This is a genomic window from Methylobacterium phyllostachyos, assembly GCF_900103445.1.
Classification (GTDB): Bacteria; Pseudomonadota; Alphaproteobacteria; order Rhizobiales; family Beijerinckiaceae; genus Methylobacterium; species Methylobacterium phyllostachyos.
In genome coordinates, this window is sequence record NZ_FNHS01000008.1 from 182,942 (window position 1) to 195,324 (window position 12,383).

Here is a 12,383-nt window from a genome sequence, read left to right on the forward strand (position 1 = left end):
CACCCGCGACGGAGATCGTGGAGCCCGGGGGCATGGGATCCCAAAGGGCTGAGCCCTTTGGCGGGTCGCCAGGGCAGAGCCCTGGCCGATCAGGCGAAGCCCGACCACCCGCTCAGAGCCGCGCGGTAATCGTCGCCAGCACCGTGAAGGGCGCGCCGGGCGTGTTGTTGGTGGCGTTGGTCGGCGCCTCGATGTAGCGGGTGTTCGTCAGGTTCCGCATGTTGACCGACAGGCGCCAATGGGCGTCGAAATCGTAATACACCAGCGCGTCGAGGCGGTTGTAGGAACCGACCTTGAAGCTGTTGTCGAGGTCGCCGTAGCGCTGACCGACATGGGTGATGCCGAACCCGAGCCCAAGCCCGCGGAGCGCGCCCTGCTGGATCTCGTAGGTCGTCCAGAGGCTGCCGCTGAACACCGGCACACCTGCCAGCCGGTTGCCGACCGCGAACACTGCATCCTTGGTGATCCGCGCGTCGAGGAGGCCGACGCTGCCGATGATGTTCCAGCCGGGCAGGATCTCGCCCGCGAGATCGGCTTCGACACCCTGCGCCTGTTGCTGGCCGGTGATAACCGAGAAGCCGGGATTCTTGGGATCGGTGGCCGCGACGTTGTCGCGGATGATCCGGAAGGCGGCCGCGCTCAGGGTCAGGCCGGGGGTGAGATCGACGCGGGTGCCCGCCTCAACCTGCTCGCCCGCGCTGGGAACCGGGTTGGCCACGTTCAGGATGTTCGCCGTCTGCGGCAGGAAGGAGGTGGCATAGCTCGCGTAGAAGGTCACCGGCTCGAACGGCCGATAGATCAGACCGACCCGCGGCGAGGCGTTGAACAGGTCCCCTTCGGGGGGCTGGGTCTTCGAAGCCGGCACGCGGTTGAAATAGTACTGCGTGCCGATATCGAACCGCGCCCCAACGACGAGCTGCAATCCGGGGACCAGCTCGATCTGGTCCTGCGCGTAGAAGCCATACAGGTCGAGTTTCTGCTTCAAGTCGGCCTGAAACTTGAGGGGCTGGAAGGCCGCGCCGAAAGTCGGGTTCAGGAAGCTGACCGGGGCGAGATTCCCTGTCATCGACAAGGCGTGCCGGAATCCGTTGGAATACTCGATGCCGAGCAGCGCGGTGTGGGCGAGGCCGAAGGTCTCGAACTTCATCACCGCCTCGGACTGCGTGTCGACCGCGGCGAAGCGCGAATTGACCGTGGCCTCGCGCCGCGTCAGCAGCGTACCGGCATTGACGACATCCTGGGCACGGGCCGCGAAGACGTTGAACGTGCCCCATTGCCCGCTAACGACCTGTCGGAGCGTCAGGTTCTCGTTGACGTCGTGCTCGGCCCGCAGGGTGATCGTGTTGAATTCGCCGAAGTAGCGCGAGGACGGTTCGCCGTAATACCGGCTGATATTGTCGAGGGGTACGCGGCCCCCGAATGCCGTCAACCCTTCGTCGTACTGGGTGTGCTGGTTGGTGAAGCTTGAATTGACGTAGACCCGGGTGTCGGCGCTCGGTGTCCAGCTGACGGCCGGCGCCACGAAGACGCGCCGGTTGGTATCGCCGCCGAAGTTGCGGAAGGTCGGGTCTTCCTGCGCGGCGAAGCTGAGGCGAGCGGCGAGACCCTCGACGGCGGGCAACGCGCTCGACACGGTGCCCTCGAAGCGCCGGAAGCCGAAGCTGCCGCCCTGGACGCTCGCCTCCGCAGTGGGTTCCAGCGTCGGCCGGCGGGTCACGATGTTGATCACGCCCGCGGGATCGCCCCGGCCGAACAGCATGGAGGCCGGGCCCTTGATCACCTCGACGCGCTCGGCATCCACGAGGTCCCGCGTCACCGGGGCGAAGTTAATCGCCGGATCGACCAAGACGCCATCGACGGCGAAGATCTGCGTGTTGAATCCGCGGATGAGGAAGTTCTGCGACCGTCCCTGGACGGTGCTGCCGAGGGCGACGTTGCTGACATTGGTGACCGCATCGGTCAGGCGCGTGTCCCGTTGGTCCGTGATCACCGCGCGCGGCACGATATTGATCGATTGCGGCGAGTCGCGCACCGGCGTGTCGGTCTTGGTCGCGGTCGCCGAGCGCGTGGCGCGGTAGCCGACCACCGGGCCGTCCGCCCGCTCCACCGCCGGTCCCGTCCCGGTGACGCTCAGTTCCGAGAGGGCAACCTCGTTCTGAACGGCATCGGATTGTGCATGAACGACAGTCGTCGATGCCAGACACAGGATGATCGCCAGTCTGGACGACGTATTGATGAGAAGATTTCGGTCGGAATCTGTAGAATAGATCCGAGTCTTGCGGCCTTGCAGCATAGTTTTTAGTCGTTCTCAAGAATATCGTCGCCACGAGGCGCTTCGATCCTTGAGTACGATTGCGGGGGCGTTTCAATGCTCGATTGTATCTGCTGCACACATAGGCACGGGAACTCGGCAGACGTGACCGGTATGTCACATACTGTCATTGGAATAGATTTAAATCTGATCGAAAATACTACTTAAAATTGGTTTGATGCCGAAGGAGTGCATCCTGGCATAGGCCGAGCGATCCGCCATCGAAATCCGGGCCCTGTTGGAACGGCGGTTCCGATCGAATCAGGGAAACGATGAGGCGGGATTCAGCCGGCCGTGCCCGATCGTGTCGCCACCGGGCTCTGAGGCACTCAACCGCGGGTGGTGATCCGTGGCCTGGCGAGGGCGGCACGGGACAGGCAGCCGTCGAGGCCGGACTGCGGTTGAATGTAATGTTTCGCCAGCCGCGGGGCCAGGATCGTCATCCGGCGGGATCGCGCGGGCGATCGGGAACCCCTCCCTCAGCGGGGTGGTCCGCGCGACGATGGCCGGGTTTGCAGGTGGTCTCGGACCGGATCTCCGTGCGCCGCGACGGACCGGTCGCGCAGTCCCGAAAGGTTGTTCCTCCGGGACCGAGGACGGTGCCTCGGCCCCGGAATCGGATCGGTTCAGGCCTGGGCCGCCGGCTTGAGCGCCCCGGTCCGCTCGTGGAAATCCGGGCCGTTGGTGGTCCGCGCCACGTGCCCGGCCCGGATCAGGTAATCGCCGAAATGCTCGCCCGGCTGCCGGCCCTTCGCGTAATCGGCAAAGAGCGGGTCGAGGGTGTCGCGGATCTCGGAGGCCGCCACATCCTCCTTGTAGAGCTTGCTGAGCCGCGAGCCGTCATGGGCGGCGCCGAGATACAGGTGGTAGCGCTCGGGGCCGCGGCCCACGAGGCCGATCTCGGAGATGAACGGTCGGGCGCAGCCATTCGGGCAGCCGGTGGAGCGGATCGTGATCGGCTCCTCGGCGAGGCCGTGGGACGCGAGGCTCTCCTCCAGCTCGCTCATCAGGTCCGGCAGGTAGCGCTCGCTCTCGGCGAGCGCGAGGCCGCAGGTCGGCAGGGCCACGCAGGCGAGCGAGTTGCGCCGCAATGCGCTCGCGCCCCGGGTGAGGCCGTACTCATCGACCAGCGCGTCGATCTCGGCGCGCTTCTCGGCCGGGACGTTGGCGATGATGACGTTCTGGTTGCCGGTGAGGCGGAAATCGCCCTCATGGACCTCGGCAATGCGGCGCAGGCCGGAGAGGAATTGCGGCCCGTCCGCGATGTCCTTGATCCGGCCAGACGGCACGTAGAGGGTGAGGTGATAGCGGCCATCGTCGCCCTCGACCCAGCCGTAGCGGTCGCCGTTGTCGGTGAACGCGAAGGGCTTTGGCGCGCCGAGCGTCTTGCCGATCCGCTTCTCCACCTCGGCCCGGAAGGCGTCGAGGCCGTAGCGCTCGATCGTGTATTTGAGCCGGGCGTTCTTGCGGTTCTTGCGGTTGCCCCAGTCCCGCTGGACCGTCATCACCGCCTCGGCGACCTTCACGGCGTCCTCAGGCGCCACGAAGCCCATCACGTCGGCGGTGCGCGGGAAGGTGTCGGGCTCGCCATGGGTCATGCCCATGCCGCCGCCGACCGTCACGTTCCAGCCGGTGACCTGGTTTTTCTTGTCCAAGATCGCGATGAAGCCGAGATCGTGGGCGAAGATGTCGACCTCGTTGGAGGGCGGCACCGCGATGACGGTCTTGAACTTCCGCGGCAGGTAGGTGCGGCCGTAGACCGGCTCGACCTCGGCCTCCTCCTCGCCGCCGACCACGCGCTCACCGTCGAGCCAGATCTCCCGCCACGCGCTGGTCTTGGGCAGCAGCGAGTCGGAGATGTCCTTGGCGAGCTGGTATGCGGCCTTGTGGGCGCCGGCCTGGGCGGGGTTCGTGGCCGCCATGACGTTGCGGTTGACGTCGCCGCAGGCCGCGATCGTGTCGAGGAGCGCCGCGTCGATCGCCGCCATCGTGCGCTTCAGGTTCGACTTGATCACGCCGTGATACTGGAAGGTCTGGCGCGTCGTCGCCCGCAGGGCGCTGCCCGCATAGGTGACCGCGATATGGTCCAGCGCAAGCCACTGCTTCGGCGTGATGACGCCGCCCGCGATGCGCAGGCGGATCATGAAGCTGTAGGCCTTGTCGAGCTTCTTCTTGGTCCGCTCGGGGCGCAGGTCGCGGTCGTCCTGCATGTACATCCCGTGGAACTTCACGAGCTGCCCGTCATCCTCCGAGATCGCCCCGGTGGCGTGCTTCAGGAGCCCGTCCGCCAGCGTGCCGCGGAGATAGCCGCTGGCGATCTTGATGTGCTCGTTGGCCGCGAGTTTTTCCGCGCGCGCGGCCTCGGCGTCCGTGATCGGGCGGGAGGTCGGCGGGGTCTCGTAGACGCGTTTGGCCGGCGTGGCGGTCGGGCCGGGGGCCGGGGTCTCAACGGTGTCGCGGGGGCTGTGGTCGTCCATGGGGTGAATCCGTCTGTCTGAACGCGTCTCCCTCCCCACGGGGAAGGTGCCGGGCGGAGCGAAGCCGGTGCAGGACGTCAATGGGATCCGCGACAGGCCCCCTCTCCCGCACGGGAGAGGGGACCCGCGCCCCGTCCGGCTCCGCTGCAATCTCGATCCTGCGGCCTCGGAAGGCCGGTCCGTTAGTAAACGTCCTGCTGGTAGCGATGGCTGCGTTCCAAAGCCGCGACCTGCGCCTCGGCCTCGGCGGTGCTCAGGGATTTGACCGCCTCGTAGGCCTTCACCACCGCCGCGCGCACGTCCTTGGCCATGTTCTTGGCATCGCCGCACACGTAGAAATGGGCGCCGCCGTCCAGCCAGGAGACCAGTTCCTTGGCGTTGTGGACGATCCGATCCTGCACGTAGATCTTCTCCGGCTGGTCCCGCGAGAAGGCCACGTCGATCTTGGTGAGCGACCGGTCCTCCAGGGCCTCCTGCCATTCGAGCTGGTACAGGAAGTCGTGGAGGAAGTGGCGGTCGCCGAAGAACAGCCACGACCGGCCGGGGGCCTCGATCGCCCGGCGCTCCTGCACGAAGGCGCGGAACGGCGCGACGCCGGTGCCCGGCCCGACCATGATGATGTCGGTGGCCGGATCCTGCGGCAGGCGGAAATGCCGGTTCGGCTTCAGCCGCACCCGCAGCTTGGCGCCGTCGCGGATTCGGTCGGCGACGTGGACCGAGGCGACTCCTGAGCGGGCGCGGCCGTGGGTCTCGTAGCGCACCGCCGCGATGGCGAGGTGGACCTCGTCGCCCACCTCCTTGCGCGAGGAGGCGATCGAGTAGGCCCGGGGCGGCAGCGGCCGGGTGATGGTGCCGATATGCTCGGCCGTGAGCTTGGCCGGGTAGGTCGCCAGCAGGTCGATCAGGTGCCGGCCCTCGATCCAGGCCTTGGCCTCGCCGCTGTCGATGAGCTTCTGCGCATCCGTGTGGCCGGTGGCCTTCACGAAGCGCTCGATCGTGGCGGCCGAGAGCGTAGTGATATCCCGCTCGGCGAGCAGCGCCTTGCGCAGGGCCTCGTCGCCCGAAAGCCCGGCGGCGTTGAGGATCTCGTCCACGAGCTGCGGGTCGTTCTCGGGGAAGATCTCCAGCGAATCACCCGGCTCGTAGGCCGGCGCCCCGTCCTCGAAGGCGAGCGCGAGGTGGATCGTCTCCTTGTCGGAGCGCGACGAGTTGAGGTTCACGTGCTCGACGACCTCGACCACCAGGGGCTCGCGGCTCGGCTCGGCCTCGTCGTCCTCGCCCGCGGCAGCGCGGGCGAAATCCACCGCCACGACGTTGTCGGACGTGTCCGCCGGCGCCAGCGCCTTGAGCGTGCCCTTGATCCATTCGGCGGCGGGCGTCTCGAAATCGAGGTCAAGGTCGGCGCGCTCGGCGGCGCGCTTGCCGCCCAGGGCCTCGAAGCGCGCGTCGAGCGCCTTCCCGATGGCGCAGAACTCCGCGTAGGAGGTGTCACCGAGCGCCAGCACCGCGAACTCGACGCCGTCGAGGCGCGGGGCGCCCTCCCCCATCAGCTCGCCATAGGCCCGCACGGCCCGGGCCGGCGGCTCGCCCTCGCCCCAGGTCGCCGCGATGGCGATGAGCTTGCCGGCCGTCGGCAGGGTCGCGAGGTCGAGGTCGGCGAAATCCACGACCTTCGGCTTGAAGCCCTGCTTGCGCGCGAGCTTCGCGACGCTGCCGGCCAGCGCCTCGGAATTCCCCGATTCGCTGGCGTAGATCACGGTCAGCGGCGCGGCGGCCTTGGGCGGGGCGGCTGGGACCGCGGCCGGCTGGCCGCCCGCGGCGTCGAGGCCCGCCAGGAAGCCGGCGAGCCACGCGCGCTGCGTGGGACTCGCGGCACCGAGCACGGCGTCGAGGCTGGCGCGCTCGCCATCCCCAAACGGGGCGGTGCGCGGGAGGAGATTCTGGCGGGACATTAGGGGACCATGTCGGGGCCTGGACGGCCTGTGTCAATCGAAAGACGTTCGTTTTACAGAACGTCCAAAGTTTGGAACATCACGTTCGCTGCGCCGCGAAGAAAGAGAAAATCATTCTCCGACGACCGCGAGAACAGGGCCGGTCCCCGGCAGGTGCCGCCCGTTCTTCGGGGGCGCCGGCAGGGGCAGGGCCGTGGTGGACTTCACCTTCTCCATGGCGAAGCGCGAGGTGACGTTCTTCAAGGGCAGCACCGCGATCAGGTGCTTGTAGAAGCTGTCGTAGGCCTGCATGTCGGCGACCACGACGCGCAGCATGTAATCCACGTCACCGGCCATCCGATAGAATTCCAGCACTTCCGGCATGGCCGAAACAGTTGCGGCGAAGCGCTGCAGCCACTCCTGGGAGTGGTCGGCCGTCTCGATGGAGACGAAGACCGTCAGCCCGAGGCCGAGCTTCACCGGATCGAGCACCGCCACCCGCCGGTCGATCACGCCGTCGGCCTCCAGCTTCTGGATGCGCTTCCAGCAGGGCGTCTGGGACAGGCCCACGCGCTCGCCGATCGCCGCGATGGAGAGCGTCGCGTCCGTCTGCAGGAGGGCGAGAATCTTGAGATCGATCGCGTCCAAGACTGTCTCCGTAGGGTCCGACCGCGCGGCGCCGCCCGCGTCCGGGATAGGGTCTCTCACAGGGCGTTAAGAAGATTCTTTCTCCGGACGCCATCGAATCCCGCGAGGCGCTGTGTGCAACCGCACGCCGAACCCCGCGCCCAGACCCGACAAGCGAACCGAAGCGCCTTGACTTCGTTCGGTATAGCGAACATCTCGACCGTTCGACAACAGGGTCCGGCGCGCGCCGGCCCAGGATCCACGTTCAAACCCGGGACCGTCGCAATGACCCGTCCGGACCGACAGACGGCCGAAGCCCTCGCGGAGCGGCTGTCCGGGCTCGACCTGACCAGCCGCCTCCACCTGATCGCTGCCGAGATCCCCGGCCGGCTCGTGTTCACCACGAGCCTCGGCGTCGAGGATCAGGCGCTCACCCACGCCCTGGCAATGGCCAAGCTTGCCGCGGGGCAGGCCAACGGTCAGACCATGGGCCGCGTCGAGATCGTCACCCTCGATACCGGCCGCTTGTTCGCCGAGACCTACGACACCTGGACCGAGACCGAATCGGCCTACGGCATCCGAATCACCGCCTATGCGCCGGAGCGCGTGGCCGTGGAGGATTTCGTGCGGGACGAGGGCATCAACGGCTTCCGGCGTTCGGTGGCGGCCCGCCAGGCCTGCTGCGGCTTCCGCAAGGTCGAGCCGCTGGGCCGTGCCCTTGAGGGGGCGAGCGGCTGGCTCACCGGGCTGCGGGCCGGCCAGTCGGCCAATCGCGCCGAGACGCCGCTCGCGGAGCTCGATGCCGTGCGCGGCCTGATCAAGCTGAACCCGCTGGCCGACTGGACCCGGGCGCAGGTCGACAGCTTCGTGCGCGAGAACTTCGTCCCCTACAACGTTCTCCATGATCGCGGCTTCCCGTCGATCGGCTGCGCCCCCTGCACCCGGGCCGTGAAGCTCGGCGAGCCGGAGCGCGCCGGCCGCTGGTGGTGGGAGCAGGAAGACAAGAAGGAATGCGGCCTGCACGTCGGACGCCCCGGCGCATCGGTGCAGCCCGGCCAGGAGGCCGCCGCGTTCGAGACCATCCAGACCGAAACCCATCGCCAGCCGGAGTTCGCCCGATGAGCGCCGCCCTCGCCGCTGCCGTGCAGCCGAGCGCCCCTGCCCCCGCCGACCGCCTCAGCCACCTCAAGCGGCTGGAGGCCGAGGCCATCCACATCTTCCGGGAGACGGTCGCCGAGACCGAGAACCCGGTGATGCTCTACTCGATCGGCAAGGATTCTTCCGTCCTGCTGCATCTGGCGTTGAAGGCCTTCGCGCCGGGGCGGCTGCCGTTCCCGCTGCTCCACGTCGACACCACGTGGAAGTTCCGCGAGATGATCGCCTTCCGCGATGCCCGCGCCAAGGAACTCGGCCTCGACCTCCTGATCCATACCAACGCGGACGGGCTCGCCCGCGGGGTTGGCCCGGTGAGCCACGGCTCCGAGGTCCACACCGACGTGATGAAGACGCAGGCCCTGCGGCAAGCGCTCGACAAGCACAAGTTCGACGCGGCCTTCGGCGGCGCCCGGCGCGACGAGGAGGCGAGCCGCGCCAAGGAGCGGATCATCAGCTTGCGCACCGCGCAGCACCGCTGGGACCCGAAGCGCCAGCGCGCCGAGCCCTGGCACCTCTACAATCTCAAGAAGAAGCGCGGCGAGTCCCTGCGAGTCTTCCCGCTCTCGAACTGGACCGAGCTCGATATCTGGCTCTACATCGAGCAGGAAAACATTCCGATCGTGCCGCTCTACTTCGCCAAGGAGCGGCCCGTGGTGGAGCGCGACGGCCAGCTCATCATGGTCGATGACGAGCGGCTGCCGCTCGTCCCCGGCGAGACCCCGCAGCAGCGCCTCGTCCGTTTCCGCACACTCGGCTGCTACCCGCTGACCGGCGCGGTGGAGAGCGACGCGGCCACCTTGCCCGAGATCATCGGCGAGACGCTGGCGGCGCGCACCTCGGAGCGCCAGGGCCGGGTGATCGACAAGGACGGCGCGGGCGCCATGGAGCGCAAGAAGCAGGAAGGTTACTTCTGATGACGGTGCATCAGGCCCCCAACGCCTTCGGCGACCGCGCGGCCGGCTACGCGGCCTTCCTCACCGCCCATCGCAACAAGGCGGTGCTGCGCTTCATCGCCTGCGGCTCGGTGGATGATGGCAAGTCGACCCTGATCGGGCGGCTGCTGCACGACACCAAGCAGATCTTCGACGACCAGATCTCGGCGCTCCAGCGCGATTCGCGCAAGCACGGGACTCAGGGGCAGGAGGTTGATCTCGCGCTGCTGGTGGACGGCCTCCAGGCCGAGCGTGAGCAGGGCATCACCATCGACGTCGCCTACCGGTTCTTCTCCACCGACAAGCGCTCCTTCATCGTGGCCGACACGCCCGGCCACGAGCAGTACACCCGCAACATGGCCACCGGCGCCTCGACGGCCGACGTGGCGGTGATCCTGGTGGATGCCCGCCAGGGCCTGACCCGCCAGACCCGCCGCCACGCGCTGCTGGTCTCCAATCTCGGGATCCGCCGCGTCGTGCTGGCGGTGAACAAGATGGACCTCGTCGGCTGGGCGCAGGGCACCTTCGACGGCATCGTGGCGGGCTTTTCGGACTTTGCCCGCGGGCTGAATTTCTCCGAGGTCAAGGCGATCCCGCTCTCGGCCAAGAACGGCGACAACGTCGTCGAGCCGGGCATCGCGGCGCCCTGGTACACGGGCAGCACGCTGCTGAACTACCTGGAGACCGTGCCGGTCCATGCCGAGGCGCTCAACGCGCCGTTCCGGATGGCGGTGCAATGGGTCAACCGGCCGAATTCCGAGTTCCGCGGCTATAGCGGCCGGATCGCCAGCGGCCGCGTGCGCCCAGGCGATTCGGTGACGGTCCAGCCCTCCGGCCGGACCTCCACGGTGGCGCGGATCTACACTGCCGACGGCGACCTGCCCGAGGCCGGCGAGGATGAGTCGGTCACGCTGGTGCTGGCCGATCAGATCGACGTGTCCCGCGGGCAGGTGATCGCGGCCACCGACGCGCCGATGCGGGTCACCGAGACCCTCGACGCCCGCCTGTTCTGGACGGCCGAGACCGATCTCAACCCGGGCGCGAGCCTGTTCGCCAAGGTCGGCACCGCCACGGTCACCGCGACTGTGGAACGGATCGTCTCGCGCATCGACCCCGAGACCGGCAAGCCCGGCCCGGCCGAGCGCCTGTCGGCCAACGATATCGCGGACGTGGCGCTCCGCCTTGACCGGCCGGTGGCGGTGGATGCCTACGCGGCGAACCGCGAGACCGGCAGCCTGATCCTGATCGACCGCGAGACCACCGATACGGCGGCGCTCGGGCTGATCCTGGCGCCGAAGCCGGAGACCGCGAAGGCGGCGACGCCCGATGCGAAGCCTGCGGACGGGGGCGGCTTCCTCGCCCGGCTCGGCCGCCTGTTTGGACGCTAAAGTCTGGGTTTCAAAAGGGCGAGCCCTTTTGCGGGTGCAGGGCAGAGCCCTGCGGTACGGGTCTTCAGCCCCCTCAAGGGGGCTGAAGACCCGTTCGCCGGGGTTTCACCCCGACACCCCACCAAAGGGCTTGGCCCTTTGGGAACCCTGACATCTCCCGGTGTCAGGCCGCCTGCGACGTAGCGGCAAGACCCCAGGCCTGCGCCAGCAACGCGTAGGATTCGTGGCGCGCCGCCTGATCGGGGATCGCCGAGACGATCATCAGCTCGTCGGCCTGCGTGCGCGCGACCATGTCGGCGAGCCGGGCCCGCAGGGTCTCGGGGCTGCCCACGTGCAGGCGGTCGCGGCCGCGCTCAATCTGAATCCGTTCGCCGTCGGAATAGGGGTAGGCCAGGGCCTCGGCGAGGCTCGGCAGCGGCCGGTACTCGCCCCGCTCCCGCCGCAGCGTCGCCAAGCGGGCGCTGGACGCCAGCCGTTCGGCCTCCGCGTCCGTGGAAGCGCAGATCGCCGCCACCGCCAGGATCGCGTGGGGTTGCGTGCCGAGGCGCGTCGGCTGGAACCGGTTCCGATAGTCGAGCATCGGTGGCTCGGCCGGCATGCCGGAGAAGTGCTGCGCGAAGCCGAAACCGCAGCCGATCTCGGCCGCGAGCCGCGCACTGTAATCGGAGGAGCCGAGCAGGAAGAGCGGCGGCAGCGGAACCCCCGCCGGACTCGCCTCGATCCGGGTGAACGGGTGCCCCTCCGGGAAGCCGCCGTCCCAGAACAGCAATTCCTGCAGGCGGTCGAGGAAGTCGTCACCGCCGCCCTCCCCCGGAGCCTCCCGGCGGCGCAGCGCCCGCGCGGTGAGCCCGTCCGTTCCGGGCGCCCGCCCGAGGCCGAGATCGATCCGCCCTGGGAACAGCGCCTCCAGCACCCGAAAGCGCTCCGCCACCATCAGCGGTGCGTGGTTCGGTAGCATGATCCCGCCCGAGCCGACCCGGAGGTTCCGGGTCGCGGCGGCGATCTGGCCGATCATGATCTCGGGAGCCGGGCTCGCCACGTTGGGCAGGGCGTGGTGCTCGGCGAGCCAGTAGCGCCGGTAGCCGAGGCCATCGACGTGCCGGGCGAGCGCCAGGGTGTCGTGCAGCGCCTGCGCCGGGGTCGATTCGGCGCTGACGAAGGAGAGATCGAGGACGGAGAGCGGTGTCATGCTGGGAGAGATGGGGGCCTGGGCCGGCCGGCGCGAGGGCATGAGGGCCGGCGCTCGGCCACACGGGTCATGGTGCCGGCTCGTCGTCTGCGTGGGCAGCCTGAAACAGCGCCTCGAAGTCGCGACCGCCGTAGAACACGTTGGTGATCGTCACCGACTCGGCGCCGACCCGGTAGGCGATGACGGCGGATCTCTCGAACGGCACGGTTCTCAGGCCGGGTTCCAGATCATCGCGCGGGCGCCCACCATGGGGCGCATCGCCGATCCGACGGCAGCGCGCGATGATCCGCCGGATGAAGCCCTCGGCGACGTTTTGATCCTGGCTCGCGTAGAGCACCACGTGGAAGATGCCCCGAGGTCCGCCTCGGCCTCG

9 protein-coding genes are annotated in these 12,383 nt (G+C 68.4%); 3 read left to right on the plus strand and 6 right to left on the minus strand.

Annotated elements, in window-relative coordinates; translation table 11 throughout:
• Nucleotides 1-112: 112 nt before the first annotated feature.
• The 4 genes from BLQ49_RS14620 to BLQ49_RS14635 all read right to left on the minus strand — a co-directional run bounded on the left by BLQ49_RS14620 (nucleotide 113) and on the right by BLQ49_RS14635 (nucleotide 7,367).
• Nucleotides 113-2,293, minus strand: a complete 2,181-nt coding sequence (locus BLQ49_RS14620; RefSeq protein ID WP_091716806.1) for a TonB-dependent siderophore receptor — start codon at nucleotides 2,291-2,293, stop codon at nucleotides 113-115.
• A gap of 644 nt (nucleotides 2,294-2,937) precedes the next feature.
• The gene (locus BLQ49_RS14625; protein WP_091716808.1) at nucleotides 2,938-4,788 is read right to left on the minus strand and encodes an NADPH-dependent assimilatory sulfite reductase hemoprotein subunit; all 1,851 of its coding nucleotides are present in this window, start codon (nucleotides 4,786-4,788) and stop codon (nucleotides 2,938-2,940) included.
• A gap of 182 nt (nucleotides 4,789-4,970) precedes the next feature.
• Complete coding sequence (locus BLQ49_RS14630; protein WP_091716809.1) at nucleotides 4,971-6,740, minus strand: diflavin oxidoreductase; 1,770 nt, start codon at nucleotides 6,738-6,740, stop codon at nucleotides 4,971-4,973.
• A gap of 111 nt (nucleotides 6,741-6,851) precedes the next feature.
• On the minus strand, nucleotides 6,852-7,367 hold the full coding sequence (locus BLQ49_RS14635) for an Lrp/AsnC family transcriptional regulator (RefSeq protein WP_091716811.1): 516 nt from the start codon (nucleotides 7,365-7,367) through the stop codon (nucleotides 6,852-6,854).
• A 264-nt stretch (nucleotides 7,368-7,631) separates the two neighbouring features.
• Here BLQ49_RS14635 and BLQ49_RS14640 point away from each other — a divergent pair, with 264 nt between their 5' ends.
• Genes BLQ49_RS14640 through cysN form a run of 3 tightly spaced genes read left to right on the plus strand, consistent with a single transcriptional unit; the run spans nucleotide 7,632 to nucleotide 10,821 of the window.
• A complete protein-coding gene (locus BLQ49_RS14640; RefSeq protein WP_091716813.1) occupies nucleotides 7,632-8,468 on the plus strand; it encodes a phosphoadenylyl-sulfate reductase in 837 nt (278 codons plus the stop codon).
• Complete coding sequence (gene cysD / locus BLQ49_RS14645; RefSeq protein WP_091716815.1) at nucleotides 8,465-9,415, plus strand: sulfate adenylyltransferase subunit CysD; 951 nt, start codon at nucleotides 8,465-8,467, stop codon at nucleotides 9,413-9,415. The genes BLQ49_RS14640 and cysD overlap by 4 nt, the downstream gene beginning before the upstream one ends.
• Nucleotides 9,415-10,821: a sulfate adenylyltransferase subunit CysN gene (gene cysN, locus BLQ49_RS14650; RefSeq protein ID WP_091716817.1), complete on the plus strand. Its 1,407-nt coding sequence runs from the start codon at nucleotides 9,415-9,417 to the stop codon at nucleotides 10,819-10,821. Before cysD ends, cysN begins: the two co-directional genes overlap by 1 nt.
• 163 nt (nucleotides 10,822-10,984) lie before the next feature.
• On the opposite strand, the gene BLQ49_RS14655 is transcribed toward cysN, so the two are convergent.
• Both BLQ49_RS14655 and BLQ49_RS14660 read right to left on the minus strand, forming a co-directional pair.
• Nucleotides 10,985-12,010: an LLM class flavin-dependent oxidoreductase gene (locus BLQ49_RS14655; protein ID WP_091717030.1), complete on the minus strand. Its 1,026-nt coding sequence runs from the start codon at nucleotides 12,008-12,010 to the stop codon at nucleotides 10,985-10,987.
• Nucleotides 12,011-12,077: 67 nt separating this feature from the next.
• A complete protein-coding gene (locus BLQ49_RS14660; protein ID WP_342028185.1) occupies nucleotides 12,078-12,350 on the minus strand; it encodes a type II toxin-antitoxin system RelE/ParE family toxin in 273 nt (90 codons plus the stop codon).
• Between the last annotated feature and the right edge of the window lie 33 nt (nucleotides 12,351-12,383).